At 68.1% G+C, this 22,505-nt stretch carries 32 protein-coding genes; 24 read left to right on the forward strand and 8 right to left on the reverse strand.

All coding sequences use genetic code 11. From position 1 onward, the window contains the following. The first annotated feature begins 123 nt into the window (after positions 1–123). Both BLS25_RS09455 and BLS25_RS09460 read left to right on the forward strand, forming a co-directional pair. Positions 124–1,578, forward strand: coding sequence for a cation:dicarboxylate symporter family transporter (locus tag BLS25_RS09455; RefSeq protein ID WP_056224079.1), 1,455 nt, complete (start codon positions 124–126; stop codon positions 1,576–1,578). After that, complete coding sequence (locus tag BLS25_RS09460; RefSeq protein ID WP_081349766.1) at positions 1,575–2,408, forward strand: HpcH/HpaI aldolase/citrate lyase family protein; 834 nt, start codon at positions 1,575–1,577, stop codon at positions 2,406–2,408. Before BLS25_RS09455 ends, BLS25_RS09460 begins: the two co-directional genes overlap by 4 nt. A 24-nt stretch (positions 2,409–2,432) precedes the next feature. Here the strand turns inward: BLS25_RS09460 and BLS25_RS09465 are convergent, their stop codons facing one another. The 4 genes from BLS25_RS09465 to BLS25_RS09480 all read right to left on the reverse strand — a co-directional run bounded on the left by BLS25_RS09465 (position 2,433) and on the right by BLS25_RS09480 (position 4,909). Continuing rightward, a complete protein-coding gene (locus BLS25_RS09465) occupies positions 2,433–2,990 on the reverse strand; it encodes a DnaJ family domain-containing protein (protein ID WP_056224077.1) in 558 nt (185 codons plus the stop codon). Then, on the reverse strand, positions 2,987–3,829 hold the full coding sequence (locus tag BLS25_RS09470) for an oxygenase MpaB family protein (RefSeq protein WP_143017925.1): 843 nt from the start codon (positions 3,827–3,829) through the stop codon (positions 2,987–2,989). The genes BLS25_RS09465 and BLS25_RS09470 overlap by 4 nt, the downstream gene beginning before the upstream one ends. 136 nt (positions 3,830–3,965) lie before the next feature. Next, on the reverse strand, positions 3,966–4,496 hold the full coding sequence (locus BLS25_RS09475) for a hypothetical protein (RefSeq protein WP_074695298.1): 531 nt from the start codon (positions 4,494–4,496) through the stop codon (positions 3,966–3,968). Positions 4,497–4,498: 2 nt separating this feature from the next. Further along, positions 4,499–4,909 (reverse strand): DUF4383 domain-containing protein, encoded by a 411-nt coding sequence (locus BLS25_RS09480; RefSeq protein ID WP_056224073.1) that lies wholly within the window; start codon positions 4,907–4,909, stop codon positions 4,499–4,501. Positions 4,910–5,161: 252 nt separating this feature from the next. Here BLS25_RS09480 and BLS25_RS09485 point away from each other — a divergent pair, with 252 nt between their 5' ends. Together BLS25_RS09485 and BLS25_RS09490 are read left to right on the forward strand one after the other, a co-directional pair. Then, complete coding sequence (locus BLS25_RS09485) at positions 5,162–5,590, forward strand: YdeI/OmpD-associated family protein (RefSeq protein WP_056224227.1); 429 nt, start codon at positions 5,162–5,164, stop codon at positions 5,588–5,590. A 43-nt stretch (positions 5,591–5,633) separates the two neighbouring features. Then, positions 5,634–6,266 carry an asparagine synthase gene (locus BLS25_RS09490; protein ID WP_074695300.1) on the forward strand — a complete coding sequence of 211 codons (633 nt, stop codon included), beginning with the start codon at positions 5,634–5,636 and terminating at the stop codon, positions 6,264–6,266. Between the two features lie 117 nt (positions 6,267–6,383). Here BLS25_RS09490 and BLS25_RS09495 read toward each other — a convergent pair whose 3' ends face one another. After that, positions 6,384–6,686, reverse strand: coding sequence for a helix-turn-helix domain-containing protein (locus tag BLS25_RS09495; RefSeq protein WP_143017897.1), 303 nt, complete (start codon positions 6,684–6,686; stop codon positions 6,384–6,386). A 110-nt stretch (positions 6,687–6,796) separates the two neighbouring features. Between BLS25_RS09495 and BLS25_RS09500 the strand changes: the two genes are divergently transcribed. From BLS25_RS09500 to BLS25_RS09590, 19 genes are all read left to right on the forward strand, one after another. Next, positions 6,797–7,267, forward strand: coding sequence for a helix-turn-helix domain-containing protein (locus BLS25_RS09500; protein ID WP_074695304.1), 471 nt, complete (start codon positions 6,797–6,799; stop codon positions 7,265–7,267). A gap of 130 nt (positions 7,268–7,397) precedes the next feature. Further along, positions 7,398–7,580, forward strand: a complete 183-nt coding sequence (locus BLS25_RS09505) for a hypothetical protein (RefSeq protein ID WP_074695306.1) — start codon at positions 7,398–7,400, stop codon at positions 7,578–7,580. Continuing rightward, a complete protein-coding gene (locus BLS25_RS09510) occupies positions 7,577–7,849 on the forward strand; it encodes a hypothetical protein (protein ID WP_074695308.1) in 273 nt (90 codons plus the stop codon). The genes BLS25_RS09505 and BLS25_RS09510 overlap by 4 nt, the downstream gene beginning before the upstream one ends. Before the next feature lie 69 nt (positions 7,850–7,918). After that, entirely contained in the window at positions 7,919–8,086 is a 168-nt protein-coding gene (locus BLS25_RS16920; RefSeq protein WP_176786348.1) for a hypothetical protein, read from the forward strand. Then, positions 8,083–8,424, forward strand: a complete 342-nt coding sequence (locus tag BLS25_RS09515) for a hypothetical protein (RefSeq protein WP_074695310.1) — start codon at positions 8,083–8,085, stop codon at positions 8,422–8,424. Before BLS25_RS16920 ends, BLS25_RS09515 begins: the two co-directional genes overlap by 4 nt. A gap of 89 nt (positions 8,425–8,513) precedes the next feature. After that, positions 8,514–10,139: a hypothetical protein gene (locus BLS25_RS09520; RefSeq protein ID WP_074695312.1), complete on the forward strand. Its 1,626-nt coding sequence runs from the start codon at positions 8,514–8,516 to the stop codon at positions 10,137–10,139. Positions 10,140–10,394: 255 nt separating this feature from the next. Then, positions 10,395–11,462 (forward strand): hypothetical protein, encoded by a 1,068-nt coding sequence (locus BLS25_RS09530; RefSeq protein WP_074695316.1) that lies wholly within the window; start codon positions 10,395–10,397, stop codon positions 11,460–11,462. A gap of 3 nt (positions 11,463–11,465) precedes the next feature. Beyond that, on the forward strand, positions 11,466–11,735 hold the full coding sequence (locus BLS25_RS09535; RefSeq protein ID WP_074695318.1) for an Acb2/Tad1 domain-containing protein: 270 nt from the start codon (positions 11,466–11,468) through the stop codon (positions 11,733–11,735). Next, positions 11,735–13,492, forward strand: a complete 1,758-nt coding sequence (locus BLS25_RS09540; protein ID WP_074695320.1) for a hypothetical protein — start codon at positions 11,735–11,737, stop codon at positions 13,490–13,492. The genes BLS25_RS09535 and BLS25_RS09540 overlap by 1 nt, the downstream gene beginning before the upstream one ends. Positions 13,493–13,510: 18 nt before the next feature. Beyond that, on the forward strand, positions 13,511–13,870 hold the full coding sequence (locus tag BLS25_RS09545; RefSeq protein WP_074695322.1) for a phage gp6-like head-tail connector protein: 360 nt from the start codon (positions 13,511–13,513) through the stop codon (positions 13,868–13,870). Beyond that, the gene (locus tag BLS25_RS09550; RefSeq protein ID WP_074695324.1) at positions 13,863–14,240 is read left to right on the forward strand and encodes a hypothetical protein; all 378 of its coding nucleotides are present in this window, start codon (positions 13,863–13,865) and stop codon (positions 14,238–14,240) included. Before BLS25_RS09545 ends, BLS25_RS09550 begins: the two co-directional genes overlap by 8 nt. A gap of 5 nt (positions 14,241–14,245) precedes the next feature. After that, a complete protein-coding gene (locus BLS25_RS09555; protein ID WP_074695326.1) occupies positions 14,246–14,647 on the forward strand; it encodes a hypothetical protein in 402 nt (133 codons plus the stop codon). Positions 14,648–14,650: 3 nt separating this feature from the next. Beyond that, entirely contained in the window at positions 14,651–15,139 is a 489-nt protein-coding gene (locus tag BLS25_RS09560; protein WP_074695328.1) for a hypothetical protein, read from the forward strand. A gap of 1 nt (position 15,140) precedes the next feature. Beyond that, positions 15,141–16,412 (forward strand): hypothetical protein, encoded by a 1,272-nt coding sequence (locus tag BLS25_RS09565; RefSeq protein WP_074695330.1) that lies wholly within the window; start codon positions 15,141–15,143, stop codon positions 16,410–16,412. Continuing rightward, complete coding sequence (locus BLS25_RS09570) at positions 16,412–16,759, forward strand: hypothetical protein (protein WP_074695332.1); 348 nt, start codon at positions 16,412–16,414, stop codon at positions 16,757–16,759. The genes BLS25_RS09565 and BLS25_RS09570 overlap by 1 nt, the downstream gene beginning before the upstream one ends. Next, entirely contained in the window at positions 16,756–18,453 is a 1,698-nt protein-coding gene (locus BLS25_RS09575) for a hypothetical protein (protein ID WP_074695335.1), read from the forward strand. Before BLS25_RS09570 ends, BLS25_RS09575 begins: the two co-directional genes overlap by 4 nt. Beyond that, complete coding sequence (locus tag BLS25_RS09580) at positions 18,453–19,337, forward strand: hypothetical protein (protein ID WP_074695337.1); 885 nt, start codon at positions 18,453–18,455, stop codon at positions 19,335–19,337. Before BLS25_RS09575 ends, BLS25_RS09580 begins: the two co-directional genes overlap by 1 nt. Then, complete coding sequence (locus tag BLS25_RS09585; RefSeq protein WP_074695339.1) at positions 19,334–20,050, forward strand: hypothetical protein; 717 nt, start codon at positions 19,334–19,336, stop codon at positions 20,048–20,050. The genes BLS25_RS09580 and BLS25_RS09585 overlap by 4 nt, the downstream gene beginning before the upstream one ends. A gap of 41 nt (positions 20,051–20,091) precedes the next feature. Further along, complete coding sequence (locus BLS25_RS09590; RefSeq protein ID WP_074695341.1) at positions 20,092–20,448, forward strand: hypothetical protein; 357 nt, start codon at positions 20,092–20,094, stop codon at positions 20,446–20,448. Between the two features lie 51 nt (positions 20,449–20,499). Here the strand turns inward: BLS25_RS09590 and BLS25_RS09595 are convergent, their stop codons facing one another. Both BLS25_RS09595 and BLS25_RS09600 read right to left on the reverse strand, forming a co-directional pair. Further along, the gene (locus BLS25_RS09595) at positions 20,500–20,694 is read right to left on the reverse strand and encodes a hypothetical protein (RefSeq protein WP_074695343.1); all 195 of its coding nucleotides are present in this window, start codon (positions 20,692–20,694) and stop codon (positions 20,500–20,502) included. A 12-nt stretch (positions 20,695–20,706) separates the two neighbouring features. Then, positions 20,707–21,561 carry a tyrosine-type recombinase/integrase gene (locus tag BLS25_RS09600; protein ID WP_074695345.1) on the reverse strand — a complete coding sequence of 285 codons (855 nt, stop codon included), beginning with the start codon at positions 21,559–21,561 and terminating at the stop codon, positions 20,707–20,709. Between the two features lie 137 nt (positions 21,562–21,698). Between BLS25_RS09600 and BLS25_RS09605 the strand changes: the two genes are divergently transcribed. Further along, entirely contained in the window at positions 21,699–22,142 is a 444-nt protein-coding gene (locus BLS25_RS09605) for a hypothetical protein (protein ID WP_143017899.1), read from the forward strand. Between the two features lie 5 nt (positions 22,143–22,147). On the opposite strand, the gene BLS25_RS09610 is transcribed toward BLS25_RS09605, so the two are convergent. Further along, positions 22,148–22,423: a hypothetical protein gene (locus BLS25_RS09610; protein WP_081349768.1), complete on the reverse strand. Its 276-nt coding sequence runs from the start codon at positions 22,421–22,423 to the stop codon at positions 22,148–22,150. Positions 22,424–22,505: the final 82 nt, after the last annotated feature.

A 22,505-nucleotide genomic window follows, 5' to 3' on the forward strand; every position in this document is an offset into this window, starting at 1 on the left:
GTCGCGCTTGCCGTGAACAATACGACCACAAATCGCCCGCACGTCCCGCGTCGATCAAAGTCATGACATCGACCGGCGCCCCCGCCGGACTCAACGAAGGCGTTAGAAAAGGGGAAGTCGCTCATGGCACTCTCACTCCGCACCACACGCGACGGTCGGCCTCGCAAGAAGATCGACCGCAATCACTGGCTCTACATCTCCGTCATCGTCGCGGTCGTCGCCGGTGTCATCGTGGGCCTCGTCGCCCCGCAGTTCGCCACGGCCCTCGAGCCGGTCGGGAAGGGCTTCGTCAGCCTCATCAAGATGATGATCGCCCCGGTCATCTTCTGCACGATCGTCGTGGGCATCGGCTCGATCGCGAAGGCCTCCACGGTCGGCAAGATCGGTGGCCTGGCGATGGTCTACTTCCTGGTCATGTCGTCGTTCGCCCTGATCATCGGCCTCGTCGTCGGCAACATCATCCACCCGGGCGAGGGCCTGAACATCGCCGGCGCTCAGTACGACGCACCCGCCGCCGAGGCGACCTCGACCCAGGAGTTCATCCTGGGCATCATCCCCACGACGTTCTTCTCGGCGTTCACCGGCGGCAGCATCCTCCAGGTGCTGTTCATCGCCCTTCTCGTCGGCTTCGCCCTGCAGGGCATGGGCGAGCGCGGGGCGCGTATGGTCGAGGGCATTCGCAACTTCCAGGTGCTCGTCTTCCGCATCCTCGGCATGATCCTCTGGCTCGCGCCGATCGGAGCCTTCGGCGCCATCGCCGCGGTCGTCGGCAAGACCGGTTTCCAGGCCGTGATCAGCCTCGGCATCCTGATGGGCGCCTTCTACCTCACGTGCTTCCTCTTCATCGCGGTGGTGCTGGGCACGCTCCTGTACGTCGTGACGCGCGTCAACATCTTCACGCTGATGAAGTACCTGGGCCGCGAGTACCTGCTGATCGTCGGCACCTCGTCGTCCGAGGCCGCTCTTCCCCGCCTCATCGCCAAGATGGAGCACCTGGGTGTCTCGAAGCCGGTCGTCGGCATCACGGTCCCGACGGGCTACTCGTTCAACCTCGACGGCACCGCGATCTACCTGACGATGGCCTCGCTCTTCATCGCCACCGCGATGGGTTCGCCCATGTCGATCGGTGAGCAGATCGGCCTCATGATCTTCATGATCATCGCGTCGAAGGGCGCCGCCGGTGTCACCGGTGCCGGCCTCGCCACCCTCGCCGGTGGTCTGTCGGCCTACCGCCCCGACCTGGTCGACGGTGTCGGTGTCATCGTCGGCATCGACCGCTTCATGTCCGAGGCCCGCGCCGTCACCAACTTCACGGGCAACGCGGTGGCCACGATGCTCATCGGCGTCTGGACGAAGGAGTACGACGGACAGCGCGTCCGCGAGGTGCTCGCCGGCAACATCCCGTTCGACGAGACGATCCTCACCGGACACGACCACTCGGCCACTCCCGCGGCGGATGCCAAGGAGCAGGCGTCCGCCCAGGTCGGCGCGGGCCCCGCGGCCACCGTCGACACGCAGTCGCTCGACGCCTTCCGCGCTCAGGCCGAGGCGGAGGCCGCGGCACGGGGTCGCTCGTGACTCTGACGCACCACACCTCGGCGGGGGCGGCTTCGGCCGCCCCCGCCCCGGCGCGTGTCGACCTCGCGCGCACCTGGATGCTGCGCTCGCCGCTGGCGGGCGGGCTCGAGACCGCGGCCGACGTGCTCGTGCTCGACCTCGAGGACGGGCTCCCCGCCGGCCGGAAGGACGAGGGCCGCGAGCGGGTGCGCCGCGCGGCAGCCGAGGCGCCGGTCTGGATGCGTATCAGTGCCGCGGGAACCCGCGACGGAGAGGCCGACCTCGCCCTCGGCCGAGAGCTCGACGATCGCCTCGCCGGTGTCGTGCTGGCCATGTGCGCCGGGCCCGACGACGTGGCGCATATCGCGGCATCCCTCCCCTCCGGCACCTCGATCGTCGCGATGGTCGAGTCGGCCGCGGCGCTCCTGGCCGCTCCCGCCATCGCCGCCCACCCCGCGACTCGTCGCCTGGCCTTCGGGACCGGCGACTTCCGGCGCGACACGGGCATGGCGGCCGACCGCATCGCGTTGTCGTGGCCGCGGGCGCAACTCGTGGTGGCGTCGGCCGCGGCGGGGATCGCCGGGCCGATCGACGGCCCGTGCGGGCCGATCGAGCAGGCGAAGGATGCCGCGGTGCACGCGGTCGCGATGGGTTTCACCGGCACGCTCGCTCTTCGGGATGCCGCCGTCCCCGGCGCTCACGCGGGTTTCACCCCCGCTCCCGCCGACGTCGACGCCGCTCGGGCGCTGCTCTCCACGACGCCCGAGGGGCCGGTCGACGGGTCGTACGCCCCCACGTTGGCGCGGGCGCGGGCGCTCATCGAGCGCGCCGAGGCGCTCGCGGCTCTCTGACGGACGTACGGGACGCTCCCGCGGTCAGCCCCGCCGGAACCACCGCCGACGCCGCGCCGGCGCGGCCACCGCGGCCGCTTCCAGACGTGCCCTCCGCCGCTCGATCCACGCCTCCACCTGGGCATCCACGTCGACCGTCGGGGTCACGACGGGCGGGCCGCCCTGGAGCTGCCGCCGCGCTTCGATCACGCGGCGGTTGAAGTCTTCGACCGCCTCGCGCACCTCGGGTTCGTGTGCGATGGCATCCAGCCGCTCGGCCATCTCGGCGTGCTCGACCCGCAGGGTCAGAGCGGGTGGGCCCAGGCCGGTCAGCTGTTCGGTCTCGATCTTGCGACGGATCCACCAGTCCGGGTCGTGGGAGCCGCCCAGATCGGGGAGAGGCTTGCCCGCGCCCGGAAGGTTGTCGAACTCGCCGCGTCGGATGGCCTGCTGGATCGAGGTCTCGACGAAAGCGGCGCGCTCCGCGGCGGTCGAGCCCCGCGCGGGACCCTCGTGCTCGGCGGGTTCCGGCTCGAGGCCGGCGTCGCGGAGCTGTCGGTCCAGGCGGTAGCGCTCGGCGGCCTGACGGGCGTCGTCGCTCACGCCGCCTCCCGCCCCTCACGCTTCAACCGCGCCAGTCGCTGCCGCGCCATGTCCTGGGCGCGGGGGCCGGATCCGAGAGCCCGTTCGGTGACGCGCAAGATGACGCGCGTGAGCGTCAGGACAGGGAGGGGCCAGCGCCGCACCCCGAGCATCTTCCGATACCGGCGGGGGATGGTCGCCACCGCCGCGGCGAACAGCACGCGGTACGACAGGCCCATGAGGCCGCGGAACGGCGGCTTGCGCAGAAAGCGCACGACGTCGGCGACGCGCTCGTCGCCGCGCAACTCGCCACGGTCGGCGAAGCCGTCGATCTCGGCGCGCAGGGCGGCACGGGTCAGGGGCGGGTCCACGACCCGCATGAGGCGGCCGGCCGTCGCCCAGTCGGCGACGTACGCGTCGGGCCCGCCGGGGATGGGCAAGCGCGACACCTCGTGACCCGCCAGGAACGCGTCGGTGAAGGCGAGGTGCACCCATCGCACCAGATCCGCCGCCTCAGCGGTGTAGGCGCGTTCCGAACCGTCGCCGGCCCGGTATTCGCCCTTCACGCGTCGGTGGAATCGGCCGACGCGCGCGGTTTCGGCATCCGCCTGGGTCTTCGATCCGTACGTCAGGGTGATGACCCACCGGACGGTTCCGGTGAGACGGCCGATCGGATCCTCGCGATACCGCGACCAGTCGTGCACGCCCGCCAGGGCGCCGGGGTGCAGTGCCTGCAGGAGCAGGGCCCGGATGCCGGCGACCAGGGTCCCCATTCCGGCGTGCACGGTCCACGCGGGGCCGTTCTCGACGAAGTATCCGGTGTCGTCGCCGTCGGCGATGGCGCGCACGTAGGGCGCCATGCCGGTGGGGTCTCCCGCCAGGGCGACGAGGATCTTCCCGCGCAGCGACTGGATCCAGCCGGGCACGGGTCTCGAAGCGTCGATCGTCACCCTTCCAGCGTGCCACCGTCTGAGCGGGCGGGCTCCGCTGGCGGGGTCAGTGTCCCTCGTGCGAGATGACGGGGACCGTTCCGTCGTCGCGGAGGAGGACGGCGTTCTGCGTCGCCCCCAGAGCGGGGGTGACGACGACGGCGATGACGGCGGCCGCCACCAGTAGGCCGACGACGCTCATCGGTTGAGCGGTGCGCGGCGCACTCGAATCCCGGGCGGTGCGGCGCAGGTGCAGGGCCGCCGAGGCGCCCACGACGACGAGCAGGAGGGATGCCGCGGCGACGCCGACGATGCTCGTGTGAGCGGGCGCGGCGAACATCAGGGCTGCCGTGAGGGCGAGGGCGCCGAGCGCTCCCGCCAGAGCCGTCCGCGGAACGACGAGTCGTCCCGTGGACAGGGTGGCCGCGCCCCACGCGAGTGAGGCGAGACCGAGGATCACCATCCCGATCCCGAGGCCGCTCGCGACGGCCCCGGAATTGGGACGGATGATCGCACCCGCGCCGAGGGCGGCGGTGGTGAGGCCGGCCCCCCAGGCGGATACGGAGGGCCACGACCGCACGAAGGTCGCGGCGGTCATCGTCAGACCGCCGCGGTGCGGGGGACGTTGCGCTCGGTGCCGAGACCGACACCCAGCAGCACGACGGCGCTGGCGAGGTGCAGGAAGTGGTCGGGCGTGTTGAGCGCGAGGATGTTGGCCCCCGTGCCGACGAGGAAGAAGCCCACGATGCCGAGGAGCAGGTAGACGGCTCCGACGGTCGTGTTGACGCCCTTGGCGGCACGCGCGTTGGCGAGACCCGAGACGAGCAGCGCGGCACCGATCAGGAGGTGCGCGATGTTGTGGAGCGGGTTGACCTCGAAGATGCCGAGGAGCAGACCGCCCTGCGTGGCGATGAAACCGACGCCGCCGGTGACGGCGAAGCCGAGCAGACCGACCAGAAGGTAGACAGCGCCGAAGACGGTGGCCACGAGACGGTTGGGTGACGAGCTCATGATGAACCTCCCAGATTGTTGGCAGCGACCGTCCGGTCGCTTCACCCCATCTTCGGAGACAATGCTCGATTCGGATTGGCCTTTGCGCGCACGGGCCGTTCTCCGGTATGCATCCGGAAACGACAGAAGGCCCCCGAGTACTCTCCGAGGCCCTCCGCAACAGATTCGACCATAAGGATCGGCGTCGACCGGATCGAGGGGATTGCATTTCCCGTGCTGTTCACCTATCCCCGCATCTGCCACACTCTGGCCATGCGTTTCGAAACGACCCTGTCGCAGATGGGCAACAACACCGGGATCGAGGTCCCCGCCGAGGTGCTCGACGCCCTCGGGGGCGGAAAGCGCGCCGCGGTGGTCGTCGAGGTGAACGGCTTCACGTACCGCAGCACGGTCGGCTCGATGGGCGGTAAGTCGCTGATCCCCTTCTCGTCCGACAAACGGGCGAGCACCGGTCTGTCCGGAGGGGATCCCATATCCGTCGATCTCACCCTCGACACCGAGCCCCGCTCGGTCGAGGTGCCCGAGGACCTTGCCGCAGCGCTCGCTGCGGCCGGTGCGCGCGACGCCTTCGACGCGCTTTCGCCGAGCGCGCGGAAGGCGCACGTGACCAATGTCGAGGCGGCGAAGGCGGCCGACACCCGCTCGCGCCGTATCGACGCGATCGTCGCGAAGCTGTCCTGAGCGATTGACGCTTCCCGGGCGATAGCCTGGACGGGGAGGTCACGTGGGGCGCACGAAAGAGGCCATCGCCGAGGGACTGTCGATCGCGACAGCCGCGGCTCGGCTCGCCGTGCGCAACCGCATCCTCGTCGACACGATCGCCCGCGGTGGTCAGTTCGATGGCGAGGTCTTCGCCGAGCTGGCGCGCGAGACGCTGCGCTCCCTCGCCGACGAGCAGGACCAGGCCGCCGAGCGCGTGACCCACCAGCGTAAACGCGCGTGGGGGCGGTTCTCGGATTCGTCCGGCACCCACGACTACCGTGACCGCGACACGCGCAACCTCCGCCGTCGCGCGAAGCAGTCCCGCGGCGTCGCGAAGGAACTGCGCGCGCTCGCCGACGACCCCGAACGGGTCAAGGTGCTGGTCGGCGATGCGCGGATCGCCGCGTGGGGCGATGTCGAGGCGAACCTCAGCCAACGACTCGACGTCGAGGGAATGACGGCGGATGCCGATCCCGAGTACGCCCAGATGCGCAAGGCGCGGATGGACGCCCTGCGCATGGTCGATCTGGCCCGCCTCGCCTCACAGGCGAAGCGGCGGGCGAAGGAACGGGACGCCGCCGACGAAGCGGAGGCGCCGAGCGACGCACCGGACGCGGGCAAGAGCGGCAAGAAAAAAAAGTCCGCCGCGCGCTGACCCGTCGCCGTCGCGTGGGCCGTGCGTTCCCGAGCCAGTTGCCGCAGAGGCCACCGGCATCCGGGCAGAGAAAAAGCCCCGGCGGAGTTTCCTCACGCCGGGGCTCTTCTTACTGTCTCAACACAGTGTGCGCCCGAAGGGACTCGAACCCCTAACCTTCTGATCTGTAGTCGCGCCGACCCGGCCACGGCCCGCGGGAACCGGCTCATAGCCAGCTCCGGGCAACAGATCGGTCACGGCGACCTCGAAGAATGCCGCGACGGCTAGCAGTTCGTCCAGCATCCAGGACCGGTCACCCGAGAGCTTCCGGCTTACCGACTTCTGCGTCGAGGCGAGCACGGATGCCAACGCCTCCTGCGAGATTCGGCGTTCGCGCATGATGTCACGGACCTTCTGTCCGGTGATGGCGTCGGCGTTCATGCGCGCCACACTACTCCAATTTGGCGACACGCCGTGTGCAATCAATCCCGGCGTGTTACTCCGATTCGGCCTAGCTTCGTGCTCGTGACTAGACCGAATCGGAGTGAAGCGTGAGCCTCGAAGCGTACATATGGGCGGCAAACCTGCCGCTCAGCCGCTGCAACGGTACGCCCTTCCGTGTCCTCCTCCAGCTCGCCGACCGCACGGACGGCCTCGGATACGGCGCTTACCCTCACGTCTCGACCATCGCCGATGTCCTCGAATGCTCCGAGCGCACCGTCCAGCGAGCCCTTCGCGAACTCCTCGCCGCCGACCTCATTCGCGAGGGTGATCAGCGCTACGTCCAACACCTCGACTCGCGCTACCGCCCGACCGTCTACGACGTGCTCACGACGGCCCTCGTCTACACCGAATCCAGGGGTGACAACTCAGTCACCCCTAGCCGATTCAGGGGTGACAAAAACCGGCGCCCAGGGGTGACAACTGGTGTCGCACTAAGAACCGCCCAAGAACCTACTTACCAAGACTCTCCTAGGGCTCTCACCTTGGTAACCGCGCAAGAGGTCGAGGAAGACCGATGAGCGCACACGTCCACGATTTCGACCCCGTAAGCGGGTGGTGCTCGGGATGCACCGTCCGCGACGACGGTCGCCACCTCTGGCACGGCGGAGACGTGACCAGGCCTCGACCCACAGAACAGGGAGACGACCAATGAAGCTCTACAAGCTCAACTCGCACAGCACCGCCTCGCACCCGACGCAGTACGTCTTGGTGCTGGCGGAGAGCATGCGCGAAGCCATCGCCGCAGCCCACCGTGAGCACCAAGACGTGATGTGGGGAACGAGCATCCCGATGCGCGATGCACGCGCCGACGAGACGTTGATCGAAGCATGAGCACCACGATTGCCGCCGCGCGCGCCTTGTCCGACCTGGTGGCCACTGCTCGGGAACGAGGTCTGAACGCGCGCGAACTCGGCATCCAGCGCCCCGCGTACGGACTGCTGAACATCGCCATCGACCTCGACAGCGCTCGAACGCGCCTGATCCAGGAAGGCGACGACTATCTCGACGCCGCGTGGGCGTTCATCGACGCGGGTCGGAGGATGATCGCCGACCACTCGGAAACGATCGAGCGAGAGGTTGACCGCCGTGCTCGCGCCTGATTCCATCCCGGCCATCCCGGGTCTCATCGTCGGTCTCCTGCTCGCCGTGCTCGTCATCCGCAAGGGCTGGTGGCGAGCATGATCCGGGTTGCGCCCAGCGGTGAGTGGTGGGAGCAGATCAGGGAGTTCACCGGCCCGGGTCGCTACGTCGTAGCGGTCGTCCAGTGCAAGAGCAACGGGCACATCCGCAACGTCGCTCAGTCCACGTTCGACACCTGGCCCGAGGCGACGGCATGACCGGCAAGCACTCCGACCCCGAGTACCTGGCCAACGCCAAGCTCGTCCGCGCTCAGGTCCGGCAGGCCTGGCGCTTCGGAACCGAGGTGCGGTGCTGGCGTCGAGGGTGCCCCATCGAACCGGGCCAGCCCTTCGATGTGGGCCACCTCGACCCGGACGGCGGGCACGGACGCGACAACCTCGCGCCCGAGTGCCGACCGTGCAACCGCAGCGAGGGCGGGCGCCGAGGTGCCGCCATCACCAACGCCCGACGCCGCGACAGACAGCCCCGACCGACGCGCCAACCCCGCCGTGACCTCCGCTCGACGCCGACGCGGAGCGGGCTCGCGCCGTGGTGACGACCGACTTTTTTGGCCGGCGCGCGCACCCCCGCCTACGGCTCCAACTCCGATTCCTCCCCCTGACCTGAGAGGCCAGACCGACCACCATGACCACCCTCATCACCGGGGCTCCCCCCCTGCTCGCCGACCTGTGGTCCGAGGCGAACTGGCTCGAATGGCGCTCCCGCCTCGACGGCCTCCACCTGATCAGCAACCCCCAGCTCGTCACCACCGAGCAGACCCGCGGCGAGTTCATCGAAGGCGCGCGACTGCTCCGCCTTGACCACCGAGAGCGAGCGGGCGACGGCGGCAAGGGGCCGTCGCCGATGCAGCTCATGGTGGCCGATCTCCTCGCCGCGGGCGTGTTCATGAACGCCATTGACGAGTCCCGCCGATCCACCAAGACGACCGCAGTGCAAGCCATCATGCTCGGGCGTTGCTACCACCGCGAGGACTACCAGGTCGGCTGGACGATGTTCACGACCGGCGCCAAAGCGGGCGAGCGGTTCCGCAAGGACATCGTGGCGCATCTCCGCCGCCTGTACCCCGACGAGCGGGTCAGCCCCATCAAGATCAACGTCGGGAAGGGCACCGAGCACCTGGAGTTCCGCGACACCGGCTCGTTCCTCAACGTCTACACGCCCAACGGTGAGGGCTTCCGCTCCGGTGGCTTTGACTTCGCATTCGGTGACGAGGGCGCCGAGGCCGACCTCGACCAGGGCCAGGACGTCGAGCGCGCCGTTATCCCCACCATGGACACCAAGGTCGGCGCCCAGTTCGTCATCGCCGGGACCGGCGCCAAGTGGCGCACCGGCAATCTCCTCTGGCGAGCCCTCCACGACCCCGACGCCAACGTGCTCTGGCACGGCATCCCCGAGAGCACCGACCGCGAGCAGCTCGCCTCCTGGGAGCCCGAGCTGCCGCACCCGCTCACCGGAGCCACCGGAGGTCGCATGCGCGAATGGATCGAGCGCACGCACCCCGGCGTGTCCTTCACCACCCCCATCGGCGCCGTCAAACGATCGTTCGACAAGGTGAGCCTGGACGACTTCCTGATTGAGTACGGCGGACAGTTCGGCTTCGAGGGTGCCGCTGACGCCATGATCCCGCCCGCCCTCTGGAAGCCGACCACCGAGCCGTTCCCCGCCGAGCTGCCCGCCCGCTGCTCCGTCGCGCTGAAGGTCCACCACCTCGGGCACGCGGCATCCCTCGCCATCGCGTGGGAGTACGAGGAGCTGAACGACCTCGTGGGCGAGGCGTTCGAACTCGAAGGCGTGCGCGAGAAACCCAAGCGCCGCGCCCTCGCGCTGTGGCACTGGCAACAGGGCACGCACGGCCTCGCGCGCGAGGTCATCGAACGCCTTCGCAGGCGCCCCGGCTTGACCCTCGGCTACGACAAGCGCGGCTACACCGAGGACATCGTGGAGAAGGAAATCGCCCTGGCTCAGCCCACACCGATCCTCCGCCCCAGCATCACGAACGACATTCCCCGATCCGCCGTCGCCCTCATGAAAGGACTCGAGAACGGGTCCCTCGTGATCTTCGGACACGACCAGCTCAACGCCGCCGCCTCCCGCGCCACCCGCCAGGCCTTCGGCAACTACGGCACCTGGCGATTCGGGGCGCCGAAAGATGATCCCGATTTCGACGTGACGCCCCTGGAGGCCGCAGCGCTGGCCCTCCACTGGCTCGAAGACACCACGCCCATCGCCTCCGCCGACGACTCGTTCTAAGGACCTCGCATCGTGAACACCAGCCCCATCAAACTCGACTGCTCGCCCGTATCCATCGTCGTGTCTTGCGAGGACCACCCGTGGTGGCGGTCCTTCCGATTTCACAAGGACGATGCCTGGGACAGTGCATGCGCGCACGAGGAGCGGGAGCACGGCGACGACCGCCGTCAACGCCACGCCCGCGACGTGCGTCGCGCTCGCGCCCGGGAGGTCGCCATTAGTGAGATGTGACTAAACGTCCGCATGGTTTGAAACGTGGGAATCTTCGGGCGGAACATCGACAAGACGTACGGGTCACGGGCGGCGCTGCCGCTCGTGACCCCGTTCGCTCCCCAGGACAACCTAGTGGAGGTCGTCGCCCGAGACCTGTGGCCCGAGCACGAGGCGCCGAAGACCGTCACTCGCGACACCGCCCTCCGCATCCCCGCCGTCAAGCGGGCACACGACATTCACTGCTCCGTCCTCTCCCGCCTCCCGTGGCGGCAGTACGACAAAGACACCGAGGTCGCCGTACAGCCCGAGTGGCTCGTCAACTCCCGCACCGGTACCGGCCCCCGCCAGCTCCGCTGGGGCGTCACCTCCGACCTGTTTATCCACGGCTGGGCCGCAATCGGCTTCACCATGGACAGCCCCGGCAAGCCCACCGACGCGCTGCACGTCCCCTTCGGCGCGTGGTCTGTCAACGAAGCCGGACGCATCGACGTAGACGAGCAGCTCGTGCCCGCCCAGTACCGCGAACTGGTCATCGCCATTCCGCTCGGCTACGGCTCCCGCGGCATGCTCACCGACGCCCGCGACTCGCTCATCGCCGCGCGGTTCATTGAAGCCGCCTACCTCGACCGCGTGGAGAACCCGATCCCGGCCACGGACATCGAGCTGTCCAAGGAGTACTGGAACGCCTGGGGCAAGGAGGAGCGCGAGTCGTTCCGTCAGACCTACATCAAGAACCGCCAGGCCAAGAACGGCGCCGTGTCCATGCGTCCCGAGTACGCCAAGCCGAACTACTCCGGTGCCGTCGAGGTCGGCCTGTTCGAGTCGGCTCGCAACGGCGTACGCCTCGACATCGCCAACCACGCGGGCATCCCCGCGTCAATGCTCGAAGGCTCCCGCCAGGGCGGCGGAACTGACATCAAGTACTCCGGCGTCAACAATGGCGCCGACCGCAACGAACTCTGGGACTTCGGCCTCGACAAGTACGCCTCCGCCATCGACGACCGGCTCTCCCTGGACGACGTGTGCCCCTCTGGCGAATCGATCCGCGTGGACGCATCCCGCTACCTCACCGCTCCCAATCCGACCACACCCCAGACAAGCGAGGACTGACCCATGGCAAACACCAGCAAGCCCGCCGACTCCACCGAGACTGAAACCCCGCCTGTCGCGGTTCCGCAGCTTCCGCCCGAGCTGGCCTCCCGGTTCCTCACCGAGACCGAGCCGGTGACAGGCGACCAGGCCGCAGTCATCCGAGCCAACGCGTATGCCCTCGCCCTGGCCGCGGAGCAGATCGTGATGCTCCCGAACAGCCGCGAACGCTCTCTCGCGCTCACCGCGCTCGAAGAGGCGCTCATGTGGGCCAACAAGGCGGTGTTCGCGTAATGGAACCTGTCATCATCGACGCGGGCACGCTGACATTCTCGGATGCCGACATGACCGCAACCGGACTGCTCATCCCGTACGGCGTGCAGTGCCGCTCCAACCTCGGCATGTTCACCTTCGCCAAGGGCGACGTGACCATTCCCACCGACTTCACCGGCATGTCCCTCAACATCGAGCACCGCCGCGAGAGCGTTGTCGGCGGCTTCGTCAACGCCTGGGAGCAGGACGAGGGAACTTTCGGCACGTTCAAGTACGCCGACACCCCCGCGGGACGCCAGGCCTACGCGGACGGTAAAAGCGGTAAGCGCAAGAACCTCTCCGCAGAGGTCGCCAACGTCCGCATCCAGGGCGGCAAGGCCCTGCCCGGCGCGAACCTCTTCGCCGCCGCCCAGGTCGAACGCCCCGCCTTTGAGGGCGCGACCCTTCTCGCCGCGGAGGACACCCCCTCCTCGGACTCGTACACCGCACCGGACGCCGCCAGCTCCAGCCGGTACGTCACGCAGTTCACCGACGACCAGGGCGTCAAGTGGTCCCGCGTCGAGGAAACCACCAGTACCACCACGGTCACCAAACTCTCCGACGCTGACGAGGCAGACGAGCCCAACCCCGACGACAAGCCCGCAGAAAAGGAGACGACGTTGAACGCCAGCGCCATCGAATCGCCCCTCATCACCGTCCCGGCCACCTTCCTCGGCTCCGCACCGCGCGGCTCCAATGGCCTCGTGAAGGCCGCAGACATCGACCTCGGGACCGTGTTCGCCGCCATCCACGCCATCAAGGCCAAGGTCCCCGGCGCGGTCCAGGACGCCGAGACCCTCCTCGCCGCCCTGGCCGACATCAAGTACGACACCGCGGGCGGGCTCACCACCGCGGGCTCCGGCATCCTCCAGCCTGCCTGGGTTGGCAAGCTCTGGCAGGGCCGCCGCTACCAGCAGAAGTACATCGACCTCGGCACCCACACCTTCGGCGGCATCCAGCTCGGCGGACGCAAGGGCTACACCATGAACGCCGGAGCCGAACTCGTCCAGTCCTGGGCGGGCAACAAGGCCGACATCCCGTCCGGCTCCGCCACCACCGCCACCCGCGCCAGCACCCTCCGCAAGTACGGCTGGGGAGCCGACATCGCCCGAGAGTGGTTCGACCTCGAAGGCGGAGCCGATGTCATCGAAGAGCTGATCAAGCTCGTAATCGACAGCTACGCCCGCGTCACCGACCGCGACGCACTGTCCGACATCTTCAAGATCGCCTCCCAGGGCGACGGCGTTGCGCTCTCGCGCACCATCGCACCCAACGCCCTGCCCGCCGGCACTCCCGCAAACAGCGCGTACTACCCCGCCGCGGTGCAGCTCATCCAGGCCATCGAAGCCGTCACCGACGCTGACGACACCCCCACCTTCGCCGTCGTCAACCCCGTCGCCTGGGCGCAGCTCATCTACACCCCGAAGGACCTCCTGCCCGAGTTCGTTCAGCTCTCGGTCAGCGTCGGTAACGGCGAGGCGGGCGTGGACGCGGCCAGCGGCAAGGTCGTCGTCAAGAAGGCTCCCCAGGCCTACTTCCCCGGCACGAAGACCACCGACCCGCAGGTGGTCGCCGGAGCCAAGGGCGGCATCGAGTTCAAGGAGCAGGGCACCACGCCCATCAGCCTCGAAGCGCTCGACATCGCCCGCGGCGGCGTGGACCGCGCCAACGTCGGATACCTGGAGACGTTCAACGTCCGCCCGGAATCCTTCGCCTTCGTCGGCACCAAAGCCGCCTGAGCGTCGGGAGCGTAGGACATGGCCAACGCCAAGTGGTACACCACGGAAACCGACGCGGAGCGTACGCGCCTCCGCGCCGCGTGGGGGGACGCACCGATCGAGAACCTTGACGTTCTCGAACAGCTCCTCGACACCGCCAAGGAACAGGTCATCGCCTACGCTCCCACCGCTCTCCTGGACCCCGAGACCGGCCAGCCCGTCTACCCGGCGCGGTACGCGCTCGCGCAGCTCATGCAGGCCACCAACCTGTGGAACGCCGGACGGGTCACCAGCGCCGGGGACATCGGGGACGGTTCGTACGTCTTCACCCCTCGCCCCATGGATAAGACCATCCGCGGCATCATCCGCCCCGAGGACGGGAAGCCCGACATTGGGTAACGCACGCACACGCCTCGCCGCGCTCATCACGCCCATGCTCCCCGCCGACTTCCGGGCAAACGTCAAGCCCTACACCGTCCGCGCCATCGGCACGCTCTCGGCACCCACCGTCTTCATCGACTACACGCGCATCACCCACGACGGCATGCCCCAAGGGGCCATGCTCGACGGCTTCGACATCGCGCTCGTGTCGCCCCTCACGGACTTCGCGAAAGCGGAGGACTACCTGGACCCCGCCGTCCGCGAGTTCGTCCGCGCCATCGACCCCGCCCCCGACCTCGCATGGTCGGAGACCAACAAACGCGAGCTGTCCGAATACCTCGCGTGGGTCGTCACCGTCTCCTTCCCGACCGCCTCACACCAGGAGTAAGCACCATGCCCAAGATCACCAACACCGGTTACTACCCGGCTGGAACACTCAGCATCGGCACCGACGAGTACACCCTCGCCATCGACTCCGCCGTGCTCACCCCCACCACGCCCACCACCGTCATCAACGACATCGGCGGGGGCGTCCAGCAGATCGCCGGAATCCCCGTGTGGGCGCTCGCCCTGAGCATCGTGCAGGACCTCGCCACCGCGTCGTCCTTCTCGCAGTACCTCATCGCCAACGCCGGTCAGATCAAGTCGGCGACGTACAAGCCCCAGGCCGGGGCCACCTCGAAGACGTTCACGCTCAACCTTCTCATCATCCCGGCGTCCATCGGCGGCGCGGGCGGCTCCGTCGCCAAGAGCACCGTGACGCTCCCCGTCAGCGGACAGCCCACCATCGCCTGACACATGCGAATCTCGCTCCTCATCGACGGGTCCCCGCTGGCCGTGCTCGCCACGGTCATGCGGGGCCTCCCGACCGACGTGAAGCGAGAGATCGGCACCCGCACCAAGGGACCCGCCGTGGACATGTGGCGCGAGGAGCTGAACGACAACGCCGAGGACCGCCGACAATTCGCCCTCGCCAAGTCCGGCACGGTCGGCGTCACCCAATCCAACGTCACGCTCCGAGCCGGTGGAGTTGGCCGCCTGTCCTCCGGGACGCCCGTTTCAGCCATCGCCAAGGCCACCGAGTTCGGTGCCAACGCCGACCAAAAAATCCTCACCCGCAGCCGCGCGGGCAAGCCGTACAAGCGCCGCCTCGGCCCCACCTTCGGGCCTCCCCGCCGCGGGGGCAAGGTCGCCTACCCCGCCGCCGCCAAGGTCATCGCCCGTGTGGCATCCCTGTGGATTCAGACCGCTTACCGAACCGTCTACGAGAAGATCGAGAGGCTTTGACGTGGCCCGCAACCCCATCGAAATTCCGATTGCGTCGGAGACCGGGGCCTTCGAAAAGGGCATCAAGTCCGGCGTCATCGAGCCGGTGAAGGACGCTGAGAAGGCGCTAAAAAACCTCGCCGAGGTTCGCGGACCCGACCAGCTCGAGAACGACCTTCGGGACGCGCAGCGCCAGACTGCCAAGCTCGCCGACGAGACCGACCGCACCGCTAAGGCCATCGAGAAGGACTTCAAGCGCGCCTACCGCGAGGCCAAGGAAGGCGCCGATTCCGTGGGCGACTCCGGGCGCGCCGGATTCGGCAAGGTCCGCGAGGGCGCGCAAGAGGTCACCCAGGAAATCGGGTCGAACCTCGGCGAGGCAGTCTCTAGCATCCGCGGCGACATGAGCGACCTCGGCCAGGTCGGCCAGGACACCCTCGGCGGGCTCGCTGCCACCCTCGCGAGCGCCGGTCCCGCGGGCATCGCCGGTGCCGCAGCTCTCGCCGCGGGAGCCGTGGGCCTCGGCCTCGTCACTTCCGAGCTGGAGAAACAGGGCGAACAGGCCGACCGGCTCCGCGACCGGCTCGCCGGTGCCTACCAGGAGGCCGCCCAGGAGGGTCGCCGCTACCTCGACGTTTCTCAGTACATCGCCGAGGCGCAGGACCTCATGTTCAACACCGAGCGCGCCGACGAGTGGAAGCAAATCCAGGAGGACGCCAACACCCTCGGCATGGACGTGGGCGACGTGATCCGCGCCAACGCGGGCGACCTCGAACAGCAGCAGCGCGTCCAGGAGCGCATCAACGCGCTACTCGATGAGGCTCAGTCCAAGAGCGGCGCGGGCGACGGACTCGCCAACATCCTCCGCAACGCCGCCGACTCCGAACTTGCCGTGAAGGGCCTGGAGAAGGTGAGCGATCGGTGGGGCGACATCAACGCCGTCACCGAGGAGAACGCCCGCAAGACCGAAATCGCGAACGACGTGGTGAGCGGCTACTACCAGGAGGCCATCCGCAAAGCGGGCCTCGCCGAGACCGCCACCGATCAGTTCGGCAACAAGCTCTACGAGCTGCCGGACGGAAAGCAGGTTGTCATCGACGCCGACACCGGGCGAGCAACCGACGACGTGTCCCGGTTCAAGGGCGACATCAACGCCGCCACCCAAGCCCGCACCGCCATGGTGCGCGTCAACATCGACGACTCCGCCTGGCGCAACTGGAAGCCCGGCGACAAGATCGGCAACGTCCGCACGGCTGTAGCGCCCGGTGGCGCAGGCGGGACCACGTGGTACTAATGCCCGCAACCATCGCCAGCTCCGTCGCCACGCTCACCCCCGCGGCCCTCTCGAACTACACCGCCGACCAAGACGGCGGGTCGATCCTTCACGACATCCTCGGACGCACCGAAGACGACATCACATTGCGCCCGGCAGGAATGCGCAAGGGCACCATGACACTCGACTTCGCCACCGACGCCCTCGCCAACGCCGCCCGCGTGAGTCTCGGCGCCGCCGCCGTGTGGACCCTCACCCACACCGAGCGAACCACCGTGAACATGCGATTCGTCGTCCGCCGCCACGGACGCGAGGTCGCCGGCGACGGTCGCTACGCCGTGCGCGTGGACTTCGAGGAGGTCCCGTGACCGTCTCCACCCACACCTACACCGCCGTCGTCGTCGGAACTCCCAACCGAGACCTGTCGATCCGCGGTGGAGGAGTGACCCTCGACACCTCGCGCGCGCCGTTCGTCACTGGAACCATTCAGGTCGCCATGCCGGGAACCGTCACGCTCGCCGCGCTCGACGTCCGTACCTCCCCGCCGCCGCGCATCCTCATCACGGCCACCAGCGTCATCGACGGCGTGACGCAAACTCGCGTGTTCAACCTCACGCTCCGGGACCGTGTGATCGCGTTCCGCGACGGGACCATTGGGCTCCCCGTCTCGTCAGACGAAGCTCTCGTGCTCGACCACGCACCGCTCGCCGACGATGAGGCACTGTTCACCCGCCAGGGCTCCCTTCGCTCGATAGTCGCCTACGTCTTGGGAAAGGCCATCCCCGGCGCGACACTCGCCGCAGGGCCCGACCAGGCCGTCTCCGTCTACGCCGACGCCACGAACGAGATGATCAACCCCGCCGCCGCGGTTGACCTCACCGGATGGAATGCAACCAACCTCAACACCTTCACCCGCGCCACTGTCCAGGCCTGGGCCGCGAACAGTAACCAGACCGCATTCAACCTCCGTGGCACGGCCAACACCGACTCCTACATCGACACCGCCTTCGCGGCCCCCGGCATGGCCGGACGGAACTACCTCCTGCGCGCCCGCCAGCGCACCACCGGCATCGCCCTGCCGTCTGCTAACGCGGGACGCCTCCGCGTGTTCTACAGCACCAACGGCGGCGTCACCTACTGGCCCCTCGCCGACGCCTACGGAACCTCCGCCGCGAACACCACCGCCGACGTGTCGATGCGCGTCGGGTTCCCCATCGGAACCACGCACATCATCGTCCGCGCCTACCACGGCTTCAACAACGACCAGTCCGTCCTCTGGTCTGACTTCCGACTCAGCGAGTACACCGGCGATCCCACCGACCTTGCCTACTTCGACGGCAACACACCAGGCACCACCGGCTACCTCTACACCTGGAACGGCGCCGCTGGGCTGAGCATCACCCGCCGCCGCGCGCTCATCAGCCGCGACCCCGAAGCCCTCCTGTGGAAAGCCGGACAGTCCGGGCTCCGCCTCCTGGCCTCGCTCGTGCAAGCCCTCGGTCTGCGCCTCGTGTGCGACGAGACCCGCACATGGTCGCTTCGAGCGGAGGGATACGCCGCCCCCGGCGCCCTCGCCATCCGCCACGGCGTCAACCTCATCGACGCCGACGACAGCATTTCCCGCGACGGGGAATCCTGGTTCGACGCCGCCGTCACCGTCTACCGGTGGACCGATCGAAACGGCGACCGGCAAGAACGCCGCGACACCTACGCCATGGCGGGCTACAGCCGCCTCCGCACCTTCGAACGGGAGATGCCCTACCCCGGCCCCGGATTCAGCCAATACGCCGTCAGGCGGGCGCAAGGCCGCGGGCGCGAGGTCACCGCCGCCGCCGTCGCCGACTGGCGAGCGCAAGCCGAACAGGCCATCACCGTCGTCCTCGAAGGCGCCCCCATCCAAACCGGCCAGACCAGCCGCGTCGATTTCAGCTTCGACCGCGACGAAATGACCGTGACCACCCGCACCACCGACACCCCCGCCGCCGCATGGGTCCTCATCCCCTCCGGTAGCAAATGGACCGACCAGCCCACGGGCGGGTCCTGGACAGGAGAGGCAATCTAATGGCCACCGGAGACGACGCCCTCGCGGCAGGAATGGACGTGGTGCCCGGCACCGCAGACCGCCGCCTCGGGTACGAAGAGATCAACAAGACCCGCGACTACATCGCCCAGCGGACGGCCACCGTCACGCCCGTCAGCAAGGGCGGAACCGGCGCGACCACCGCCGCGCAGGCGCGCGCCAACCTCGACGTGGCACCTGCCAGCGAGGTCGGAAAGCGAGCATCCATCAACGCCCTGGCGCAGCCGTTCGCCGTCGCACAGATTGAAACCAACCCCGCGCACCAACTCGGCATGTACTACAGCGACGGCGCCGCCCGCCCCGTCGTTCGCGTGGACCAGACGGACATCACCCTGGCATCCAAGGGCGACACGGACGCCGCCCTGACCGCCGCCAGCAACGCGAGCAGCAACGCGGACGGACGTGTGGCCAAGGGCGGGGACACGATGACAGGGAACCTGTTCCTCCCGAACTCCACCGCAGCCACCGCGAGCTGGCAGGTCGCCTACATCAACGGTGACGGGCGACTCTGCCGAGGTTCGTCCTCGCAGCGCTACAAGAAGTACATCAGCGCCTTCGAGCCCGAAGCTCTCGGCGACATCTGGCCCGCTCTCCAGCGCTACCAGATGCGCTCCGACGGCATCATGCCCGGCGACGGCAAGTGGCACTACGGCTACATCGCCGAGCAGATGTCACAGCACCCCGACCAAGACCGTTTCGTCGTCTACCGCGACGTGGACGACACGGGGGAGCAGGTGCCCGACTCCATCGACTTCATCGGTCTCCTGCTCGCCCAGACGGCACAGCTTCACGAGCAGCTCGCCAACGCCCTCGTTGGCCTCGACCTGGCCCACCAACGCATCGCACAACTGGAGCAGGGCGCATGACCCTCGCATTCGAGGACGCCGTAGACATCGGCTACGGACGCGGACGCCTCGCCCCCGACGCCGCAGCATCCCTCCGCCGCGTGGATGCCGCGTTCGGGCGACCCGCTGACGTGAACGAGGCCTGGCGCTCGCCCGAGCAAGCTAATGCCAACTACGCCCGATACCTCCGCTACCTCAACGGCACCGGACCATGGGCGCCCATCGCACTCCCCGCGGATCAGTCCGTCCACTGCGAGGGCAACGCCGTCGATACCGACGACACCCGACCCGACCAGATGCCGACCTGGAACGACCACGGCTGGTACTGGACCGTCTACCGCGGCGGCGAGCTGAAAGAGCGCTGGCACCTCGAGCGATTCCCCAGCCGTGACAACCACCGAAACACCCCCGCGACCGCGGGAACCGAACCCCTCACACCGAAGGACTGGTACGACATGTTGGACCCCACCGAACTGCAGAAGCTCATGACCGCCGCCTTCCTCGACGCGCTCCGCCAGAACGCCCGCGAAGAGGCCAACAAGACCGTGACCTACAGCGTCCCGGACGGTGCCGGCGGGCAGGTCTACTGGGCCGTCGACTTCGACAACAACACCAAGGCCCGCCTGTGGAACGGCGAACAGCTCGACATTCGCCGAGCCCTCGGATTCCGCGAGCTCATCAACCAGCCCCCGCAGTCCCTCGACGGCTTCACCGATATCTCGGTTCAGCCGTGAGCCTCACCACTCGCCGATCCCGGCGCGACCGAAAGGACGTCATGACCGATCCCACCCCCAAGCCCGCAGAGCCCGTGCTGTCCAAGAACCTCGCGTTCGGCGCCATCGCCCTCATTGTCGTCCTCGGCGTGGTCGGCGTGGTGCTCCTGCACCTGTTCCGGCCCGACGCCTCGGCCACTTTCATTCAGACCATCGTGACCTTCGCTGGCATCCTGACTGTGGCAATTACCACGATCTACGGACTCGGCAAGCTCGGTGATCGGGTCGAGGTCGTCCAGCGGCAGACCAACGGCAACCTGGCCATGCGGGACCGCATCATCGCGGAGAAGGACGCGCAGATCGCGGCGCTCCACGTCGAGAAGGTCGAACTGGCCAAGCAGCTCCCGCCCACCGCGTGACGCAAGAAAGGGTGTCAGGCTATCCCTGACACCCTTTCGTCGTCCTCGGTGCTACGCCGAGAGCTTGCCGTTGCGGCGGTTCGCCTCCTTGATCGCCGCATCCACCGTGCCATCCGCGACGGCGACGGCGTGTGCTCGCATGCCGCTCACGATGGCCGCGCGAACGATCCAGTAGAGAGCGGCAAGCGACACTGCTACGCCGATCAGCCACACGACGATTGCCCCTAGGTAGTCCTCATTGCTCATGCGCGCATCCTTTCATGTCACCGGGGCCAGGCGTGCGCCGACTCTCGACGCGCCCTCCACGATGGCTCGCTTGCGATCGTTCGGCAGATAGACGTACACCTTCACCATGTTGATATTCGCCCAGCCCATTAGGTCGGCGACCACGTAGGCGTCACCCTCGGCAGCGACCCAGAACCGCGTAGCGGCACGGTGGCGCAGCTTATGCATGGTCCACGGGTCGCCGAGTAGCCTCGCGACGCGCTTGCCAACCCACTGCGGGGACACGTGGCCGTCGTCCTCGCCGCGGAACAGGTAGCCCTTACCCTGCTCCTCGGCGCGCGCCAGCAGCGCCTCCGCCATGGCCCGAGTCAGCGGCACCTCGCGCACCTTGCCTCCCTTGCTGTGGACGATCAGGTCATGCCCGAGCAACGTCGGCACGATGTCGCGGGACCCGATCACGGCCACCTCGGCGCGGCGTAGGCCGTGCTCCGCTGCCAGGTCGATCCATAGCCGCTCGTCCTCGTCGGCGCGCGCGAGCGCCGCCAGGTAGATCGAATCCGGCACCGGCCTCGGGCGAGGGTCGGACGGCTTCACGCGCGCAATGTGATCGACCGGACTCGACGGCGTGCGACCCGTGGCGACCGCCCAGGCGTAGAACGCCTCGAACGTGTTCCGACGACCGCGGCGCGTCTCTTGAGCCCAGTTCATCGACGCCATGTATCCGGCGACATCGTCCGTCGTGACGGCCCACGGGCCGGTGTAGACGTTCTTCGCCAGGTGCCCCAGGTGTTGCGCCCACGACTTTCGCGACGACGCCGCCTTGCCCGCTGCAACCTGCCCCAAGAGAAACGCTTCGATAGCGTCCCCCCACTCCTCAGTGACTCGCACCGGTCCCCCTGTAATTCCTGTGTCTGACATTGGCGAGTCAGGAAAGTAGAACATGTGTTCGATTGCGTGCGGCTTCGTCTGCATCACGGTCGAATAACGGCACGCTGGCGACGGCACGCTCCAGATAGGCTCCAGGCGTGGAGGAATGGTGGGGAAGTTTGGCCTCCGACATCGTCGGTCAGGTCATCCTGCTGTTGGTGACCTCGTCGGTGACTTGGTACTTCGCGCGGCGAAACCGCGCGGTGTGGGTACTGGAGCATGTGCGTGACGAGGACTGGACCCTTACCTACCGCGGGTGGCGAACCGCGTGGGATGTTCAGATCAGCCAATTCGTCTCGCCGAGGGTTTCTGCGCGGATCGCCGACGGTAAAGAATTCAGACCCGTGCGCTCTGACTGGCAGCGCGATGACCGCACTATGGTGAACGGCTTTCAGCGGGGTGAAGAGCTGACCCTCATGTGGTACGACCGCAGGCGGCGCGTGGCGTCCATCCAAACTCGAGAGAGCGAGAGCCGCTATGAGGTGTCTGCGGCCGACGTGCGGCGAGGGCTTCTGAACCACCTCGTCAATCGCGGGGCTTGAACTGCTCAAGCTATGACCTTCTCTCGTACGGCGTAGCGCTCCTGGGCTGTCTGTCGCTTGATCCCGAGCGCCATGCCGATGTAGGCCCACGAACCGCGGCGCGCGTGCTGGCCTCGCACGGCAGTCACGATGGCCGCTTCGAGCGTGTCGCGCATGGCCACGAGTTGCCGCAGCTCGATCTCATCGGCTTCGGCGGTTCGGACGCCTGCGCGTCGGATCATCCGGTTGACGGCTTCGAGAAATTCGTCTGTCTCGCGCTCAACGCGCTTGCGACGGGTCACCGTGCCACCTCGCACGGGAACGAGAAAAGGGTGTCAGGGAAACCCTGACACCCCATGATGTCCTCAAAGAGGTCATCGACTG

Origin of the sequence: Microbacterium testaceum StLB037 (genome assembly GCF_900104345.1) — a bacterium.
Taxonomy (GTDB): Bacteria; Actinomycetota; Actinomycetes; order Actinomycetales; family Microbacteriaceae; genus Microbacterium; species Microbacterium testaceum_A.